Origin of the sequence: Rhizobium sp. GCM10022189 (assembly GCF_042656325.1) — a bacterium.
GTDB lineage: Bacteria > Pseudomonadota > Alphaproteobacteria > Rhizobiales > Rhizobiaceae > Rhizobium.
The window spans coordinates 13972-32192 of the sequence record NZ_JBHSOR010000024.1 but is presented as its reverse complement, the minus strand read 5'-3'; the positions used below and the strand labels follow the sequence as shown (position 1 = coordinate 32192).

Here is an 18221-nt window from a genome sequence, read left to right as displayed (position 1 = left end):
GCGGTCCATTCATCAGAAACCGGCCTGCGCCGCCAGCGTTTTCAGACTCAACTTTGTGTGACGGGGTTGAACGCAACGCCGGCCAGCAGTTCACACAAAATTATGAAATTATTAGTTAATTTTTTACCGAATTTTCCCGCCCGAGAAAGTGCGCTTTCTGCCGCCATTTGCATTAATTTGCCGGCGTGGCCGAAAGAACACGCTGGCTGCGGCGCCGAAGGACGATGCAAAACATGAGGCCCATCATCAATATTTCGCACGGCGTCCGGTTTTCTTGGAAAGCGTTCCACCCTATAAGTCCCTCATCTTCAAAAAACTGCCCTTAACAGCATGTGACAGGAAGGCCGCAAGCCATGAGCTCCACCCGCACCGAAACCGACACATTTGGCCCGATCGAAGTTGCCAGCGACCGCTATTGGGGCGCCCAGGCGCAGCGTTCTCTCGGCAATTTCAAGATCGGCTGGGAAAAGCAGCCGCTCTCGATCGTGCGTGCGCTCGGCATCGTCAAGCAGGCGGCCGCGCGTGCCAACATGGCGCTCGGCCAACTCGATTCCACCATCGGCAAATCCATCGTGGATGCGGCCCAGGAAGTGATCGACGGCAAGCTGAACGACCATTTCCCGCTGGTCGTCTGGCAGACCGGCTCCGGCACGCAATCCAACATGAACGCCAACGAAGTGATTTCCAATCGCGCCATAGAAATGCTTGGCGGCGTCATGGGTTCCAAAAAGCCGGTACATCCGAACGATCACGTTAATATGAGCCAGTCGTCGAACGACACGTATCCGACGGCCATGCACATCGCCTGCGCCGAACAGATCGCCCATCACCTGCTGCCGTCCCTGAAGCATCTTCATGCCGCGCTCGACATGAAGGTCACGGAATTCAGCCACATCATCAAGATCGGCCGCACCCATACGCAGGATGCGACGCCGCTGACGCTCGGCCAGGAATTCTCGGGTTACGCCGCGCAGGTGGGCTCGGCCATCAGGCGCATCGAGATGACCCTGCCCGGCCTTTGCGAACTCGCCCAGGGCGGCACCGCCGTCGGCACGGGCCTCAATGCGCCGGTCGGTTTCGCCGAAAAGGTCGCCGAGGAAATCGCCGCGATCACCCGCATGCCCTTCGTGACCGCGCCGAACAAGTTCGAAGCGCTCGCCTCGCATGATTCAATGGTCTTCGCGCACGGCGCGATCAACGCGGCCGCCGCTGCCCTCTTCAAGATCGCCAACGACATCCGCCTGCTCGGCTCCGGCCCGCGCGCCGGCCTCGGCGAACTGGCGCTGCCGGAAAACGAGCCCGGCTCCTCCATCATGCCCGGCAAGGTGAACCCCACCCAGTGCGAGGCGCTGACGCAGGTCTGCATCCATGTCTTCGGCAACCACGCGGCGCTGACCTTCGCCGACAGCCAGGGCCATTTCGAGCTCAACGTCTATAACCCGATGATGGCCTACAACTTCCTGCAGTCGGTCCAGCTGCTCGGCGACGCCGCCGTCTCCTTCACCGACAATTGCGTCGTCGGCATCGAGGCCCGCGAGGACAATATCAAGGCCGGCCTCGAACGCTCGCTGATGCTGGTGACGGCACTCGCCCCGAAGATCGGTTACGACGCGGCCGCCAAGATCGCCAAGACGGCGCACAAGAACGGCACGACGCTGAAGGAAGAGGCACTGGCGAGCGGGCTGGTGACGTCGGAAGAATATGACGCGATCGTGCGTCCGGAGACGATGATCAGCCCGAAGTGAGTGGATCGCCAACGCGATGATGAAAAGGCCGGAGTTTTCGGCCTTTTTTGTGCTCTAGCTCAGCCACTGCGACGGATCGCGCATTCCATGCACGATGGCGATAATCAGTATGCCGTAAGGCGCCGGCTCATAGATGGCGATATATCTGCCTTCGATAATCAGGCGGACGGTTGCCGCAATTTCCGGGCGTGCCGGTCCCATCTCCGGGTGAAGTGCCACCAATTGGAACTTCTCGAAAAGCCTGTTCAGCAAATTGTCAGCCGCGGGTTCGTTTTCGGCGGCAATATTGAACCAGATGTCACGAAGATCCTGCTGGGCACGAGGCGTAAGTTTGTAACTAGCCACGAGTGGAGCGTTCCGCCTTCAGTCCCTTCAGAAAGGTCGCGGGATCGACATCCTCTCCGCCGCCGCTGGCTTTGCCGTCGCTGTAAGCTCGTTTGAGCTGTTCCAACTCCAGCGCACGGATATCTTCGCGCTGCTCCCACAAACGAAGTGCATCGCGCACAATTTCGCTGTTCGAAGCATAACCGCCCTTCTCGATGGCGGCCTTCATTCGCGCCGACTGCTGGGGTGTCAACGATACTGTAAGAGTGCGCATATCGGTCTTCATTCCCAACCTCATACCACGACCAACAATTTCTAACAAACTTTGTTAGATACGCCGCGTCACTTTTGTCAACAATCCCCCACGCTCGGCAATTGCTTTTGCACTGCACCACATTTAGACCGGTTCCAAACTATCCCACCTAGAAAGGTCACTTCGATGGCTGACGATCTCTTTCCCCTCGGCGCCGACACCACCCCCTACCGCAAGATCAGCAGCGACTACGTCTCTGTCGATACGTTCAAGGGCCAGGAGATCCTGACGGTCGATCCCGAGGGCATCCGCCTTCTCGCCGAAACCGCCTTTTCCGATATCAACCACCTCCTGCGCCCCGGCCACCTGAAGCAGCTCGCCGCGATCCTCGACGATCCCGAAGCCACCGACAACGACCGTTTCGTCGCCTACGACCTCCTGAAAAACGCCAATATCGCCGCCGGCGGCGTGTTGCCCATGTGCCAGGATACGGGCACGGCGATCATCATGGGCAAGAAGGGCCGTCGCGTCTGGACGGAAGGCGGCGATACGGCTGCCCTTTCGAAGGGCGTGCTCGATGCCTACGAGAAGAAGAACCTGCGCTATTCGCAGCTCGCCCCCATCAGGATGTTCGAGGAAAAGAACACCAGGAACAACCTGCCGGCGCAGATCGACATCTATGAGGAAGGCACCGACTCTTACGACTTCCTCTTCGTCGCCAAGGGCGGCGGCTCGGCCAACAAGACCTTTCTCTATCAGGGCACGCCCTCGCTTCTGACGCATGACCGCATGCTGGACTTCCTCAAGGAGAAGATCCTGACCTTGGGTACGGCAGCCTGTCCCCCCTACCATCTGGCTGTCGTCATCGGCGGCACCTCGGCCGAGATGAACCTGAAGACCGTCAAGCTCGCCTCCACGCGCTATCTCGACGAACTGCCGACCGAAGGTTCGGAGAGCGGTCACGCCTTCCGCGATATCGAGATGGAAAAGGAAATCCACAAGCTGACGCAGAACCTCGGCGTCGGCGCCCAGTTCGGCGGCAAGTATTTCTGTCATGACGTGCGCGTCATCCGCCTGCCCCGCCACGGCGCCTCGCTGCCGATCGGCCTCGGTGTCTCCTGTTCCGCCGACCGGCAGGCCAAGGGCAAGATCACCCGCGACGGCATCTTCATCGAGCAGCTGGAGACCGATCCGTCGAAATACATGCCCGAGATCGACGAGGCCAAGCTTTCCGAATCCATGGTGCGTATCGATCTCAACCAGCCGATGGCCGATATCCTTGCCGAGCTTTCCAGGCACCCGGTCAAGACGCGCCTGTCGCTGACGGGCACGATCATCGTCGCGCGCGACCTGGCCCATGCCAAGATCCGCGAGCGGCTGGAAAAGGGCGAAGGCATGCCCGACTACATGAAGAACCACCCGGTCTATTATGCCGGCCCGGCCAAGACGCCTGCGGGCTACGCTTCCGGCTCCTTCGGCCCGACGACGGCAGGGCGCATGGATTCCTATGTCGACCAGTTCCAGTCCTTCGGCGGCTCGATGGTCATGCTTGCCAAGGGCAACCGCTCGCGCGCCGTGCGCGAGGCCTGCAAGACGCACAAGGGCTTCTATCTCGGCTCCATCGGCGGCCCGGCCGCGCGGCTTGCGCAGGACTGCATCCGCAAGGTCGAGGTGCTGGAATATCCGGAACTCGGCATGGAAGCCGTCTGGAAGATCGAGGTCGAGGATTTCCCGGCCTTCATCGTGATTGATGACAAGGGGAATGACTTCTTTCAGGAGCTGAATCTCGGTTGATTGGCTTCTGATGGGATGATTGAGGGCGTGCCGTGTGGCCCCCTCATCCGCCCTTCGGGCACCTGACCGGGGTTGAGCCGCGGGTCTCAACCCGTCCTTCGGACCCCCGCCGGGGCGAAGGGGAGCCAGCCATTTCGCCTTCGAACATCTTCAGGACAGAGGGGCGCAGAAGGCCGCCACATCCCCTTCTCCCCAGTGGGGAGAAGGTGCCGGCAGGCGGATGAGGGGGGCCACAGGCAACACCCTCAAACGTAAATGCCCTACCTTACAGAGGCCGTCTCTGCCGGATCGATATTCGCCGCCACCGGTTTCTGCATACCAGCAATATCGGCAGCACCAAGCACATCCTCCGCCTTCACGCTGGCGAGGATGTCGGTGTTGAAGATGCCGTTGAAAAAGCCGCTCTGCTGCAGCAGGAAGGCGGCGCCGGCGACGATGGCAAGCGCGAGAATGGCGGGTGACGTGTGGCGAGACGATTCCATGATCTCATGCCTCAAGAGGACCGTGGCCCGGTCCTCGCAATTCAGGTTTCATGGGACAGAATCTGGTATTGCGTACCTGCGGCCAGTAGATCGGGGAACGAAGACCAACCGTCAACAAAATAAAAACAATCCCTGAAAAGACAAAATGACTGAACTTTTTTGACGCACCTCGCGCATAAGAGGTGTGTCCGCTACAGTGGAGCTTACAAATATCCGAGAAAAATCATAGGGCTGATCGTAGTATTCGCGACGATCAAACTTATCGTATGTAATCTTTGGTATATGTCGCTTTAATCATTTCCCAAGAAATCTAAGATAACAAATAGAAGATTGCTTAAGAATTGGATGAGGAGTTGCCGGAATGAATACGGCCGTTGCGCCCAAGGTGCAGGTTCCCGATGTGGCAGGTCAGATCACCTATGCCATGCGCTCCATGGGCGTTGCGCCAATTCCGCGCAATTACGAACTCTTCTACGAGGCCTATATCGGCTCGAACCCGGCGCTGACCCGCGACCTTGCCGCGCTCGGCAGCCAGGCCACGCAGGCCGAGCTGGACGCGCTCGGCGCCCAGCACTGCGCCCACACGGCCCCTGCCAAGATTTTCGACGACGCCCACAGCCGCATTGCCAGCGAGCTGGAAGGCCTGTTGCGCGTGCTGCGCCAGGAGCAGACCTCGCTCGAAAGCTATAACCGGCTGCTCAACGAGACCTGCAAGCGCATCAGCTCCAAGAGCACGAGCAGCGCGGAGCTGATCGAAAGCGCCATCGACCTGCTCACCCAGGCAACCGGCGATACGATCACCCACGGCGAAAAGACCGTCGAGGACATGGTCCAGCGCTCGCAGGAGATGGATCAGGTCCGCAAGGAACTGGACGAATACAAGCGCATCGCCAATACGGACTCGCTGACGCGCCTTTCCAACCGCCGCGCCTTCGACGACCGGCTGGCCGCCATCTTCAACAACCCGTCGCTGCGCCCGGTCACGGCGCTGGTTCTTGCCGACATCGACAATTTCAAGAAGATCAACGATACCTACGGCCATCCGGTCGGCGACAAGATTCTGGCGACGGTCGCCTCCGTCATCCGCACAAACGTGCGCCGCGACGTCTTCGTCGCCCGCACCGGCGGCGAGGAATTTGCCCTCATCATCGACGGCAATACGCTGGAGGAAGTAACGGCGATTGCCGAGCGCATCCGCCGCACGCTGGAATCGACCCCCTTCAAGAACTCGCGCACCCGCGTCAATTACGGCCCGGTGACGGTCTCCATCGGCATCTGCATGGCGTCCAATGCCGACGATGCCGGCGAGCTCTATTCCAAGAGCGATATCGCCCTTTACAGCGCCAAGAATGCCGGCCGCAACTGCACCGTCGTCTACGAGGACGGCATGCAGAAGGAATTCACCAAAAGCTGGCTGATCTACAAGTCGTAATCAGGCTTTCCGCCGATCGTCCCGAAGCTGCCGCATCAGGCCCGGACCGCGCGCGCGTCGCCCGTCAGCGCCAGGCGCAGGCCGAGGCCGAGCATGACGAGCGCGGTAAAGCGCTTCTGCCAGACGAGCAGATGCGGGCGGCGGGAGATCCAGTCGCCGAGGCCGCCGGCCCCGAGCGCCACGAGCGTCAGCACGACGAAGCCGGAGAGTTTCTGCATCCCTCCAAGGATCAGCAGCTGGGCGGCGACGGGCCAGCCATTGTGCGGATCGACGAATTGCGGAAGGAAGGCCAGCATGAAAACCAGCACCTTCGGGTTGGTCAGGTTGCTGACCATGCCCTCGCGCAGCGCCGTCCAGCCGGAGACGGGAACGCGCTCGACGGCCGGATCGAGCCTTCCGCGCGATTTCAGCAGCAGCTTCAGGCCGAGCCAGATGAGATAGGCAGCCCCTGCCCAGCGAAGAACGGCAAAGGCGAGCGGCGAGGTCTGGATGATCGATGCAATGCCGAGCGCCAGAAGCGGAAGCTGGACGAGCCCTGCCGCAAGCGTGCCGCCGACGGCCGTCAGAAAGGCCACGCGCCGGCCCTGCCCTATGCCGCGCCCGATCACCAGCAGCATGTCGGGACCCGGTGAGAGCTGCAGGGCGAGAAGCGCCAGGAAAAACGGGATCAGCGTGCTTGAAACGAACATGTGTCGACCTCCCGGTATGCGTCACCTTGCGATACAGCCGATAACACGCCGGAGGCCGCATGCAAACCGCGCGGAAAAGCCCGCGTCAGATTACCTCGATCCGGAAATCCGCGCCCTCCCAGCGCCCGGTCTCCGTCCAGAAGATCGTAAAATCGATCGTGTCGGGGCCGAGCGCCTGCGTCGGCAGGTCGAGGACATGCATGCCGAAGCCGGTATCGCGACACGGGCTGTCGGCGGCCGTGGCCCAATGGTCGGCGGACCAGCGCACCAGCGCAGGCGACGCCAGCTCGATGCGCAGGCGCCGGCCGGCCGGCATCCGGTTCCGCCGCTCCGCCGGCCGCCAGCAGAACGGCGCCGGCGCCGGTTTTGCCGCGACGTAACGCGCGAAGGTCTGGGGCGGCATGTCGAAGACAACGCCGTCGCGCAGCGAGCGCAGCAGCTTGATATGTTCGGCATGTGCCCAGACGAGCGGCATGGCGCTGCCCGAGGGACGGCCGAGGAAAAGCTCGCGCTGCGGCACGTCTTCGCTGTCCCAGATCTGTTCGGGCAGCAGCCCGCCTTCGCTGGCCGAGGCTTCCAGCGCCGCAAGCAGGCGCCGCGCCTCGTCCGCCCGCCCGGCGGCGAGTTCGTAATGGGCGCGCTCGCCGGTCAGGAGCGGCCACAGCCTGCCGATGCCGCTGCCGGCGAAGGGGCCGCCGTCGATGCGCTCGCCATAGCCGTCATTGTTGTAGCGGTACCAGTAGGGCCCGGCCGCAAGGTCGCGGCGCAGTTCCGCATCGATCGCCGCGACCGTGCCGACCATGCGCGGATCGTCGGCGGCCCTGAGCCCGAAACGCACCAGCGCCAGCGCATCCGGGCTGATGAGCAGGTCCGCCTCCAGGACGGCGTCGCCGTCGTCGCGGTTGCGGATCGGGATGAAGTCACGCCGCAGTGACAGGCCGCCGTCGGTGGCCGAGGCGATGCGCACATAATAGCCTTCGATACCGAGCCGGCGCGACAGCTCGGTGTCGGTGGCATAGGTCCATTCCTCGATCCGCTCGTTCCAGCCGTCGGCCACCTCGCGCAGATAATGCGCCGCATCCAGCCGCCCCGCCGCTTCCACCGCATCGGCAGCCGCAAGCAGGCCGGCGATCTCGACGGCGAGCGTGAAGGGCGAATAGCCGGCATCCTCCTCCCAGCGGTCCTCCTGCGTGGCGGGTCCGTTTTTCACGATATAGCCCGCCGCCGCCTCGATCATCGGCAGGTAGCGCCCCCGCTCGGACCCGTCGATCGCGCCCGAGCGCAGCAGCATGTCGTAGAGCAGGATCGGAAAGGCCGTCTCGTCCATCTGGATGCCGTACCAGTAGGGTCTGCCGTCCAGCCAGGCATTCTGCACCCAATGGCCGTCGACTTCCTGGATGACGGCGAGATAATCGAGCACGGAACGGGCATCGGCCACCGCCCCGGCCGCAAGCAGGCCGCCCGCCGTCTCCACGAGATCGCGCGTCCAGACCAGATGGTAGCCGCCGAGATCGTCGTCGCTCTTGCTGAAACCCCAGGGGATGGACAGGCTGGCGATGATGGCGCCGGAAGCGTCGTCGCGATGGGTGGCAAGCACGCCGGTGCTGACGCGGTAGCGGTTCAGCTTGCCGGGATCGTGCGGTTCGTCGAGCGCAAGCAGGCCGGACTGCCATTCCCGCCAGCCGGCGCGATAATGTTTCAGCGCCGGCTCCGCGCCCTGTTCCAGGCTGAGCAGCGTGCGCAGCGCCGCCTCCTCCGGCTGCGTGCCGAAGCCGATGGCGACCAGCGCGCGCCCCTGTTGCGACTGGATGTCCAGTGTTCCCGACAGGGCGACGTTGCCGGACCTGGCGCAGCAATATTCCTCCTTCAGCCCCTCGCCGCGCGACAATGTCTGCCAGCCGTCGGAAAAGCCGACGTAACCGGCCGAGCGCGCCAGCCAGGGCACCGAGGCGGCAACGGCAAGCGCCCGCCCGGAGCCTTCGGCAAAGAGCATCGGCCGGCCCTTGAAATCGGCGTACCAGCCGGTGTTGTCGCTGCCGCCATTGACGAGATGCGGCGCCACCAGCGCATGCAGCCGGTAGTCGGAGAGGCGGCCCGCCAGGGCCTCGAAGCGGATATCCTGCAGCACCACCTCGCGCTCGGGATCGGAAAAGACCGTCTTGGTGATGCGATAGCGGCCGTCGCGGGCGGTATTGACGAGGCGGAAGGCCGGAATGCCGTCCTCGATCGCCTGCACGCGGTGATCGGCATCGCGCTTCTCCTCGGAAAAATAGCCCTCGGCGGTGACGATGAAGCCGAAATCGCGCACGCAGGCCATGTCGAGCCGCGGCGCGTAGATCTCGTTGAGGATGCCGTGGCTTGCGGTGAACCAGACCGAGCTTGCCGAACTGACGGAAGTGCCCACCGCGCTCTTGTCGCTCGAGGTCCAGCGGGGCTCGATGCCGGGCGCGCCCGGTGGCTCGACGGAGCCGGGTGGCAATGTCGGAAAGGCCAAGTGCTGTTCCTCCGCTTGAAGGGTCTCCTCCGGAATGCGCTATCCTGGGATGAAATTAAGCAATCTGCAATATACCGGGCTTGACAGCCGGCTTCTATCTTGCGCCCGATAGAGTGGCGCGGGGAAGATCGGGGCATGGCCCGGAGAGGAGCGTCTGATATGGCTGATATCACGGAGGCACCGGAAGCGAAGCGGACACGCGGGCAGGCAAAGCCAAAGGCGGAGGCGGCCAAGGCTGGCCGCATCGTGCTTGCCGTCGATATCGGCGGTTCGCATGTGAAGGCGGAACTCAGCAGCGGCAGCGAGCGGCGCGCGGTCGTCTCGGGGCGCGGGATGACGGCGGCAAGGATGGTCGCCGCCCTTAGCGAACTGACCACCGACTGGCATTATGACGTGGTTGCCATGGGTTATCCCGGCCCGGTTGCCGCCCACCGCCCGGCCGCCGATCCGTTCAACCTCGGCCCCGGCTGGAAGGGCTACGATTTCGAGGCGGCCCTCGGCAAGCCGGTGCGCATGGTCAACGACGCGCTCATGCAGGCGATCGGCAGCTACGAATCCGGCCGCATGCTCTTCCTCGGCCTCGGCACCGGGCTCGGCTCGGCCATGATCGCCGAGAATGTCTGCATGCCGCTCGAACTGGCGCACATGCCCTACAGGAAGAAGACGTTCGAGGATTATGTCGGCGAACGCGGCCTCGAGGATCGCGGCAAGGGCAGATGGCGCAAATCGGTCTTCGATGTCGCCGGCCGCCTGAGCGCCGCCCTGCTGCCGGATTACATCGTCATCGGCGGCGGCAATGTCGACCGGCTCAAGGAACTGCCCCCGAACTGCCGGCGCGGCAACAACGACAACGCCTTCCGCGGCGGCTTCCGCATCTGGCTGGACGACAGCCTGCGGCTCTAAACGCCCTGCTGCGTGCCGACAATCGCAAACGGAGATTCGGGGCAGCCTCGCCTCTTCCGCAAAGGCCCGGCCGATGTCATAGCTTGTGGCAACCGAGGAGGACGATATGACTGAAATGACGGTTCTTGCATTCGCGCTTGTGGCATTCATCGGCATCGCAACACCCGGCCCGACGGTGCTTCTGGCCCTCACCAACGGCTCGAAATTCGGGGTGCGCCGGGCGATATCCGGCAAGGCCGGCGCCGTCATGTCCGATTTCGTGCTGATCGGCGCGGTGGCGCTGGGGCTCGGCGCGCTGCTGGCCGCTTCGGAATTCTGGTTCACGGTCGTCAAATGGGTCGGCGTCTGCTACCTCGCCTTTCTCGGCGTGATGCTGCTGCGCTCGAAGGGAACGCTGGATGTCTCGCTGCGCTCCGAAAACGGCGGCGCATCCGCTTCGCCGGCGGCGATTTTCCTGAAGAGCTTTCTCGTCGCCGTCACCAATCCCAAGGGCTATCTCTTCTTCTCGGCCTTCCTGCCGCAGTTCATCGACCCGGCCGGCCCGCAGGTGCAGCAATATGCCGTGCTCGCCCTCGTCTTTGCCGGCATCGATTTCATGGTCATGTTCGGTTATGCCCTGCTCGGTTCGCAAGCTGTCCGGCTGCTGCGCAAATCCGGCGCGCTCTGGCTCGACCGTATCTGCGGCGGCGCCCTGCTGGCCCTTGCCGGCTCGCTCGCCCTCTATCGGCGCGCGAGCGCCTGACCGCCGGCGGGCTTCCGACCCTTTCCGCTCTCAGTTCCGCACGGCGGCCGGATGCGGCGCCGCGCCTCCTGGCCGTTTACACGCCGATTTACGGTAACGTACTTATCCGGGCCCGGCCGATCTGCATTCAATAGGCCCCAGGGGGGCGCCGTTCAGGCGGCCGCAGCAGGAGGGTTTTGGAATGCGGACAGGATGCAGACTGGCGGGTGCTGCGGCCATTGCCGCCATCGCCTGGACAGGCGCCGCCAGGGCCGACACGATCAGCTACGCCGATGCGATCACCGTGCTGGCAAAGGATTGCGGCGCCGATATCCGGAAGCTCTGCAAGGGGCTGAACCTCGGCAACAACAGGATTGCCGATTGCCTGGCGCAGAATGCCGCCAAGGTTTCGCCGACCTGCACCTCCACGCTCGCAAGCGTCTCGGCATCCATCCAGAAGCGGGAACAGGCGCAGGCGTCCTACGGCAAGGTCTGCGCCGGCGACATGGCGCGCCGCTGCAACGGCGTCGTCGGCGACGGCTACATTCTCGCCTGCCTGATCAAGACGGCAAAATACGTCAGCGCCCGATGCAACCAGACGATATCGGATGCGGGCTGGAGGTGATGGGATGAGAATGCGAAAGACAGCGCTTGCCGGTTTTGCCGCCGCCCTGCTCGTCCCTGCCGTCGTGTTCGCGCAGCAGATCTCCGAACAGCGCCTGATCAACGGCCTCGGCAGGCTTCGCGGCGCGGCCCCGATCGTCGATGTCGAGCTTTTGCGGCAGGAGGCGATGAACGGCGCGGGCAAGCAGATGTCCGGCCTGCCGAACTGGAGCAAGGTCGCGCGCCTGCCGCAGATGGTCGTCGAGATCGACTTTACCAACGATTCCGTCGCCATCGAGCCGGAATCCTACCGCACGCTCGGCATGATCGCCGATGCCCTGCACCATCCGAACCTCTGGGCCTACAAGTTCCTGGTCGTCGGCCATACGAGTTCGACCGGCAGCGACGAGCACAATCTCGATCTCAGCCAGAAGCGGGCCGAAGCGATCAAGGAGATCCTCTCGACCACCTTCGCCGTCGATCCCACCCGCCTCTACGCCGTCGGCGTCGGCGAATATTTCCCGATCGAGGGCGCGAAATCGGAGGCCGCCAATAACCGGCGGGTGCAGCTCTACAATCTCGGCGTCTTCACGAAGAGGCCGTGAGCGGACACGGGTCGGATGATTGTCTCCGGATGGTGACAGTACCGAAAGCCTATTTCTGCCCTGCCCCGCCGGCATCCGTCCTTTCTCCCATGCGCGCGACCAGCAGCGAATAGGCCACGTAATATTTGTAGATATTGCTGACATACTGCACCGTCTCCCGCCCGACGATTTCGGAGGCGGCATTCTCCACATTGCCGAACCAGACATTGGGATCGAGCCCCATCGTCCCTGCCCTGTCGCGGAACTTGCGCAGGTTGCCCGGCCCGGCATTGTAGGCGGCAAAGGCAAAAAGCTGCCGGTCCCTGGGGCTCAGGCCCTCGTCGGCGATATAGGTATCGATGAGATGGCGCAGATATTTGGCCCCGGCCTCCACGTTGCGGTCCGGGTCCCTGTCGATGCCGCTGATGCCGATCACCTTGTCCCTGGCCGTCGAGGGCAGCATCTGCATGATGCCGACGGCCCCGCGCGGCGAGCGCCGGGACTGGTCGAGCTGCGATTCCTGATAGCCCTGCGCCATCAGCATCAGGTAATCGAAGGAATAGCTGCCGCCATATTTGCGGAAGATCTCCACGAGCGTGCGGAAGCGGGCGACATCGTCGGGCGAATAGGCGCGCCTGACGATCTTGTCCTGCTTGTAGAAAGTGTTTCTGAGGATATTGCCGAAGGTCGTGCCGACCTTGTGAGTGGCGACGAAAGCGTTGAGCTCGGCCTTCAGCTGCGGGCTGTCCTTGCGGATTGCCCAGGCGATCTTCCCCTGCGACGACAGCACGATATCGTGGCGCACCTTCATGTCGGCAAAGACATGCGTCCAGATATCCGCCTTGTAGGCATCGACGATGGTAAAGGGCAGAAGCTCGGCATTGACCATTTCCATCAGGTCCTCGTCCTCCAGGCTTTCCTCCATGAGGTCGATGACGATTTCCGCCTTGCCGGCGGCCGCAAGCTCCCTGTTCTTCGCCACAAGATGCTCGTGATAGCTGCTGGAGGCGCGCACGGCGACATGCTGGCCCGAGAGGGCGTCGAGGCTGGCTGTCGGCGCAGCGTTTGCGGACGCGACCAGCACTTCCTCGGCGTCGCCATAGAGCGGATCGGTGAAATCCACCTGCTTCAGCCGCTCCTCGGTGATCGTCAGGTTCGCCATGACGATATCGCCATAACCCTCGCTCAGCGCACCCAGCAGCCGGTCGCGCGGCATCGGCACGAAGACGATATGGATGTGGTCGATCTGCTTCTTGCGGTCCCTGTTGAGCACCTTTTCCAATTCCAGCCCGAACTGCACCGCCGTGCCGTACTGGCGCCCCTTGTCGACGAAATAGATCGTCTTGCTGTAGGGCACGAGCATGCGCACGATGCGCCGCTCCTTCATCGCGCCGAGATCGATCACATGCCTTTCGACGAAACGCGGAGCGCCCGCGTCCTGCGCCGCCGCCGCCGCAGGCAGGACGGCAGCAAGCGCGAGCACAAGCAGCACCCTCGGAAACGGGCTCATCGCGGCCTCCCCGGCATCGGCCCCTGATTACAACACGGATGACCGCATCGGGTGGTTCCTGCGATTGCGCCCCCGCGGCGGTCTCGGCTGGGCCTATTGCGGCGCCAGCCGTTCCAGTTCGTTCAGCCGTTTCAGGGCCGCCTGCTGGCGCAGCAGGCCGTAATTGATGCCGGCCGCATTCAGCGAGTTGCCCTCCTGATAGGGGAACTGGTCGAAGTCCGCGAAGAACTCCTTGATCTTTCCCTGGATCGGCACGAGCAGCCAGATGTTGCGCGCGAGGAATTCGATTGCGCCGCCGCCCTCATGCATGCCGCGTTCGTAGGGGTCCATGCGCAGGTTGGCGATATTGGCCCAGGCCGGCACTTCGCGCGTGGCCGTGGCGATATTGCCCTCGCTGTTGATCGCGAAGCTGAGCTTCCAGTCGTTCCACCGGATGGCGTTGAGATTGCCGCCCTGGTCGAAATAATAGACGGAATCGCGCGGTCCGCTGTCGGTGTCGCCCTTCAGCATCGGCAGCAGGTCGTAGCCGTCGAGATGCACCTTGAAGGTCTTCGCGCCGGCCTGGAAGCCCGTTTTCATCTGTTCCTTGAGGTCGCTCATGCCGGCCGCACTGGCGAAAGTCGGCATCCAGTCCATCAGCGTGACGATATCGTTGATCTCCGTTCCGGGTTTGACCACGCCCGGCCAGCGCACCATCATCGGAATGCGGAAACCGCCCTCCCATGTCGTGCCCTTCTCGCCGTGGAACGGGGTCATGGCGCCGTCGGGCCAGAGCGCCAGTTCGGCGCCGTTGTCGGTCGTATAGAGAACGATCGTGTTGTCGGCGATGCCGAGCTGGTCGAGCTGGTCGAGCAGCTGGCCGACATGGCCGTCATGCTCCACCATGCCGTCGGCATGGATGCCCTTGCCGGTCTTGCCGAGCGACTCCGGCTTGAGATGCGTGAAGACATGCATGCGCGTCGCGTTGAACCAGCAGAAGAAGGGCTTCCGGTCCCTCGCCTGCCGTCCGATGAAATCCTTGGCGGCGGCCAGGAATTCCTCGTCCACCGTTTCCATGCGCTTCGTGTCGAGCGCCCCCGTATCCTCGATCTTGCCGCCGGCCGTCGCCTTGATGACGCCGCGCGGGCCGTATTGCCGGCGGAAGGCCGGGTCCTTCGGATAGAAATAGCCTTCCGGCTCCTCCTCGGCATTGAGATGGTAGAGATTGCCGAAGAACTCGTCGAAACCGTGCCTGGTCGGCAGGTGCTGGTCCTGGTCGCCGAGATGGTTCTTGCCGAACTGGCCGGTCGCGTAGCCCCTGGTCTTCAGCACGTCGGCAATGGTCGGCATCCAGTCCTGAATGCCGTGCGGATCGCCCGGCATGCCGATCGTCAGAAGGCCGGTGCGGAACGGCTCCTGCCCGAGGATGAAGGAGGCGCGCCCGGCCGTGCAGCTGTTCTGGCCGTAGGAATCGGTGAAGATCGCCCCTTCCCTGGCGATACGGTCGATATTCGGCGTGCGATAGCCCATCAGCCCCATCGTATAGGCGCTGATCTGCGGTATGCCGATATCGTCTCCGAAGATGACGAGAATGTTCGGCGCGCCGGCGCCCTGCGCCGGCGCGGCCTGCTGGGTCTGGGCGGCGGCCTGTTCGCCTGCCGATGAAACTGCAAGCGCCGTCAGCGCCAGCGACGAACCGCCGAGAAGAAGGCTGCGGCGGCTGACGGATACGGTGTGGTCATCCTGCTTTCGAATTTCGACGTTTTCCATCGAAGATCTCCCTTGAGATGAAACCCCGGGAAACCCTTCGCCTATTTTGGAGGCTGCGTAAGTACGTTACGGTAAACGGCGCACGTAAACGGGCCTCGCGCGGCCCCTCAGCGCGGCCAGCCGTCGCCCCCGGATTCGCCGCCTTTCTGCAGGCTCTGCAGCATATGGATGAGCCGCGGCGCCATGTCCCGGATCTCGGTCAGGTGAATGGCCGTCAGCCGCCGCAGCACGTCGTCGGCCTTTTTGGTTAGTTCCAGCGTCTGCCGCCGCTTGTCGGCCGGGTCGGTATGGCGGGAGACATAGCCGGCGGCCACCAGCCGGCCGACCAGTTCGGTGGCCGAATGCGGGGCGATCAGCAGCCGCTCGGCCAAAAGGCCGACCGTCATCGCATCCTCGCCGCGATGGCCGCGGATGGCGAGCAGCGCCTGGTGCTGCTGCGCCGGCAGGCCCTCCTCCTGGGCGGCCGACGCGCTGAAATCCATGAAGCGGCGCAGCGTGTAGCGCAGGTTGGAGAGCGCCTCGTAATCGGCATCCGTCAGATCGGCTTTCGGCTGTCTCACCCTGCGTCTCCCGCTCTCATTGCATCCATGCGGCCACTTCCATCTGCCGGTGATCCTGCAGCATGCGCAGCGCCTGCATCAGTTCCGGCGCCATCTCGCGGATCTCGTAGAGATGGGCCGATGTCAGACGACGCAATAGCTCTTCCGCCTGCCCTGTCAACACGACGGCCGGCCGCCGCTTCTGTTTCGCCTCGATGGTGACGTGCCCGGCCGCCTGCAGCGAGGCCGCCAGACCGGCGGTTTCGGCCGCCGTCAGGAAGAGCTTGTCGGCAAGGTCAGGCAGGCTCATGCGCCCGCCGGCGCCAAGCCCCTTGATCGCCAGCAGCGCCTGGTGCTGCTGGCGCGTCAGGCCGAGCCTTTCGGCCGCCTTGCCGCTGAATTCCCGGAACTTGCGGATCCTGTATCGCAGATTGGCAAGCGCCTCATATTCGATGTCCGACAGGGTGCGGTCATTGTCTGGCATGGTTTCAGCTCCCGATTTTGGCTGTTGATTTATATCGTACTACGATATATTTGCGACGGAAACGAAGCCGTCAACAGGACCCTCGATGCCTGCTCATAAAAACGCACATCGCCCCCATGATTTCATGGGCGGCCTCTCCCGGCGCGAGGCCGGGGATTTCACCACGGACAAGCGCGTCCTCGCCCTCGTCGGCATGGCGCTGATCGTCGGCACCGGCGGCGCCCTGGCCGCCTGGGTCCTGGTCAGCCTCATCTCGCTGGTGACGAACCTTGTCTGGTTTCACCGCTTCAGCATCGCCGCCGTGTCGCTCGCCCAGGCGCCGCGCTCCGCCTGGATGGTGCTCGTTCCCGTTATCGGCGGCCTCGTCATCGGCCTGATGGCCCGCTACGGCTCCGAAAAGATCCGAGGCCACGGCATTCCCGAGGCGATCGAGGCGATCCTGATCGGCGGCAGCCGCATGTCGCCGAAAGTCGCGGTCCTCAAGCCGCTCTCCTCGGCGATCTCGATCGGCACCGGCGGCCCCTTCGGCGCCGAAGGCCCGATCATCATGACGGGCGGCGCCATCGGTTCGCTCTTTGCCCAGTGTTTCCACCTGAGTTCGGCCGAGCGCAAGACGCTGCTGGTGGCCGGTGCCGCCGCCGGCATGACGGCGATCTTCGGCTCGCCGATCGCCGCCGTCATGCTCGCCGTCGAACTGCTCCTGTTCGAATGGAAGCCGCGCAGCTTCATTCCGGTGGCGGTCGCCGCCTGCGTGTCGATCTGCTGGCGCCCCTTCCTGTTTCAGGCCGGCCCGCTCTTCCCGAAGCAGTTCCACATGGACCTGCCCTGGTGGGGCATCCTGCTCTGCGCGGCGATGGGCATCGTCGCCGGCCTGCAATCCGGCATTCTCACCACGCTGCTCTACAAGATCGAGGATCTCTTCGAAGCCCTGCCGGTCCACTGGATGTGGTGCCCGGCGCTCGGCGGCCTCTTCATCGGCCTCGGCGGCCTGATCGAGCCGCGCGCGCTCGGCGTCGGCTACGATATCATCGACGGGCTGCTGAACAGCTCCATCCTGCCGGCGGCAGTGCTGACGATCCTGCTGGTCAAGGCGGCGATCTGGCTGGTCGCGCTCTCATCGGGCACGTCGGGCGGCGTGCTGGCGCCGCTCCTGATCTTCGGCGGCGCGCTCGGCTGGCTGGTCGGCCTTTTCCTTCCCGGCGATCCCGGCTTCTGGGCGCTGCTCGGCATGGCCGCCATGATGGGCGGCACGATGCGCGCGCCGCTGACCGGCACCTTCTTCGCCGTCGAGCTGACCGGCGACGTCTCCTCGCTTCTGCCGCTGCTGGCGGCGACCGTCTCGGCCTACGCGGTCACGGTTCTCCTGCTGCGCCGCTCCATCCTGACGGAAAAGATCGCCCGCCGCGGCCAGCACATCACCCGCGAATACGGCATCGACCCCTTCGAGTTTTCCCGCGCCCGCGACATCATGATCAGGGAGGTCGATACGTTCCCGGCCCATATGACGGTCGGCGAAGCGATCCATTTCTTCGTCGCCACGCCGAAGACCCACCGCATCTATCCGGTCGTCGACAGCCGGGGTGTCGTCAAGGGGCTGGTCTCGCGTGGCGACGCGCTGCGCTGGCAGGCCGACGGCACGCTTGCCGACCAGATGCTCGGCGATTTCGTCTCCGACGCCTCGCTGCCATCGGCCCATCCCGACGATACGGTCGGTTATGTCGCCGACCTGATGCTGGCGACCGATGCCGGCCGCATCCCGATCGTCGATCCCGAAAACGGGCAACTGCGCGGCCTCGTCGCCCGCAAGGACCTCCTGCGCCTGCGCCGCCAGCTGAAGGCGAGCGAGACGGAGCGCCAGCCCTATTTCGGGCCGCGGGCGCAGACGGGCGAAACACGCAGCTGAAAGGCGTCGGCA

18 protein-coding genes are annotated in these 18221 nt (G+C 63.8%); 8 read left to right on the top strand and 10 right to left on the bottom strand.

Annotated elements, in window-relative coordinates:
• Positions 1 to 47: 47 nt before the first annotated feature.
• Positions 48 to 290: a hypothetical protein gene (locus ACFPWW_RS12290; protein WP_377311844.1), complete on the bottom strand. Its 243-nt coding sequence runs from the start codon at positions 288 to 290 to the stop codon at positions 48 to 50.
• Between the two features lie 63 nt (positions 291 to 353).
• Here ACFPWW_RS12290 and fumC point away from each other — a divergent pair, with 63 nt between their 5' ends.
• Positions 354 to 1745 carry a class II fumarate hydratase gene (gene fumC / locus ACFPWW_RS12285; protein ID WP_377311843.1) on the top strand — a complete coding sequence of 464 codons (1392 nt, stop codon included), beginning with the start codon at positions 354 to 356 and terminating at the stop codon, positions 1743 to 1745.
• 54 nt (positions 1746 to 1799) lie between these two features.
• Here fumC and ACFPWW_RS12280 read toward each other — a convergent pair whose 3' ends face one another.
• Positions 1800 to 2090 carry a type II toxin-antitoxin system RelE/ParE family toxin gene (locus ACFPWW_RS12280; protein ID WP_112569391.1) on the bottom strand — a complete coding sequence of 97 codons (291 nt, stop codon included), beginning with the start codon at positions 2088 to 2090 and terminating at the stop codon, positions 1800 to 1802.
• Entirely contained in the window at positions 2083 to 2343 is a 261-nt protein-coding gene (locus tag ACFPWW_RS12275; protein WP_377311851.1) for a ribbon-helix-helix domain-containing protein, read from the bottom strand. The genes ACFPWW_RS12280 and ACFPWW_RS12275 overlap by 8 nt, the downstream gene beginning before the upstream one ends.
• Before the next feature lie 165 nt (positions 2344 to 2508).
• On the opposite strand from ACFPWW_RS12275, the gene ACFPWW_RS12270 reads away from it, so the two are divergent.
• Positions 2509 to 4116, top strand: a complete 1608-nt coding sequence (locus tag ACFPWW_RS12270; protein ID WP_377311841.1) for a fumarate hydratase — start codon at positions 2509 to 2511, stop codon at positions 4114 to 4116.
• 260 nt (positions 4117 to 4376) lie between these two features.
• Here the strand turns inward: ACFPWW_RS12270 and ACFPWW_RS12265 are convergent, their stop codons facing one another.
• Positions 4377 to 4598 (bottom strand): hypothetical protein, encoded by a 222-nt coding sequence (locus tag ACFPWW_RS12265; RefSeq protein ID WP_112759307.1) that lies wholly within the window; start codon positions 4596 to 4598, stop codon positions 4377 to 4379.
• 361 nt (positions 4599 to 4959) lie between these two features.
• Here ACFPWW_RS12265 and ACFPWW_RS12260 point away from each other — a divergent pair, with 361 nt between their 5' ends.
• Positions 4960 to 6030, top strand: coding sequence for a GGDEF domain-containing protein (locus ACFPWW_RS12260; protein WP_112755063.1), 1071 nt, complete (start codon positions 4960 to 4962; stop codon positions 6028 to 6030).
• A 35-nt stretch (positions 6031 to 6065) separates the two neighbouring features.
• Here ACFPWW_RS12260 and ACFPWW_RS12255 read toward each other — a convergent pair whose 3' ends face one another.
• Both ACFPWW_RS12255 and ACFPWW_RS12250 read right to left on the bottom strand, forming a co-directional pair.
• Positions 6066 to 6719, bottom strand: coding sequence for a LysE family translocator (locus tag ACFPWW_RS12255; RefSeq protein WP_112755061.1), 654 nt, complete (start codon positions 6717 to 6719; stop codon positions 6066 to 6068).
• A gap of 85 nt (positions 6720 to 6804) precedes the next feature.
• Positions 6805 to 9213 carry a glucan 1,4-alpha-glucosidase gene (locus ACFPWW_RS12250; RefSeq protein WP_377311840.1) on the bottom strand — a complete coding sequence of 803 codons (2409 nt, stop codon included), beginning with the start codon at positions 9211 to 9213 and terminating at the stop codon, positions 6805 to 6807.
• Between the two features lie 159 nt (positions 9214 to 9372).
• On the opposite strand from ACFPWW_RS12250, the gene ACFPWW_RS12245 reads away from it, so the two are divergent.
• The 4 genes from ACFPWW_RS12245 to ACFPWW_RS12230 all read left to right on the top strand — a co-directional run bounded on the left by ACFPWW_RS12245 (position 9373) and on the right by ACFPWW_RS12230 (position 12045).
• Positions 9373 to 10116, top strand: coding sequence for an ROK family protein (locus tag ACFPWW_RS12245; protein WP_377311839.1), 744 nt, complete (start codon positions 9373 to 9375; stop codon positions 10114 to 10116).
• A 106-nt stretch (positions 10117 to 10222) separates the two neighbouring features.
• Entirely contained in the window at positions 10223 to 10858 is a 636-nt protein-coding gene (locus ACFPWW_RS12240) for a LysE family translocator (protein ID WP_112759305.1), read from the top strand.
• A 181-nt stretch (positions 10859 to 11039) separates the two neighbouring features.
• A complete protein-coding gene (locus ACFPWW_RS12235) occupies positions 11040 to 11462 on the top strand; it encodes a hypothetical protein (RefSeq protein ID WP_112569407.1) in 423 nt (140 codons plus the stop codon).
• A 4-nt stretch (positions 11463 to 11466) separates the two neighbouring features.
• Positions 11467 to 12045, top strand: coding sequence for an OmpA family protein (locus ACFPWW_RS12230; protein WP_112759304.1), 579 nt, complete (start codon positions 11467 to 11469; stop codon positions 12043 to 12045).
• Positions 12046 to 12094: 49 nt separating this feature from the next.
• Here the strand turns inward: ACFPWW_RS12230 and ACFPWW_RS12225 are convergent, their stop codons facing one another.
• The 4 genes from ACFPWW_RS12225 to ACFPWW_RS12210 all read right to left on the bottom strand — a co-directional run bounded on the left by ACFPWW_RS12225 (position 12095) and on the right by ACFPWW_RS12210 (position 16306).
• On the bottom strand, positions 12095 to 13534 hold the full coding sequence (locus ACFPWW_RS12225) for a transglycosylase SLT domain-containing protein (protein WP_377311837.1): 1440 nt from the start codon (positions 13532 to 13534) through the stop codon (positions 12095 to 12097).
• Positions 13535 to 13627: 93 nt separating this feature from the next.
• Positions 13628 to 15283 (bottom strand): arylsulfatase, encoded by a 1656-nt coding sequence (locus tag ACFPWW_RS12220; protein ID WP_112759303.1) that lies wholly within the window; start codon positions 15281 to 15283, stop codon positions 13628 to 13630.
• A gap of 107 nt (positions 15284 to 15390) precedes the next feature.
• A complete protein-coding gene (locus ACFPWW_RS12215; protein ID WP_112755081.1) occupies positions 15391 to 15765 on the bottom strand; it encodes a MarR family winged helix-turn-helix transcriptional regulator in 375 nt (124 codons plus the stop codon).
• Between the two features lie 94 nt (positions 15766 to 15859).
• Entirely contained in the window at positions 15860 to 16306 is a 447-nt protein-coding gene (locus ACFPWW_RS12210) for a MarR family transcriptional regulator (RefSeq protein WP_112705225.1), read from the bottom strand.
• Between the two features lie 85 nt (positions 16307 to 16391).
• On the opposite strand from ACFPWW_RS12210, the gene ACFPWW_RS12205 reads away from it, so the two are divergent.
• A complete protein-coding gene (locus ACFPWW_RS12205) occupies positions 16392 to 18209 on the top strand; it encodes a chloride channel protein (protein WP_112569415.1) in 1818 nt (605 codons plus the stop codon).
• Positions 18210 to 18221 lie beyond the last annotated feature (12 nt).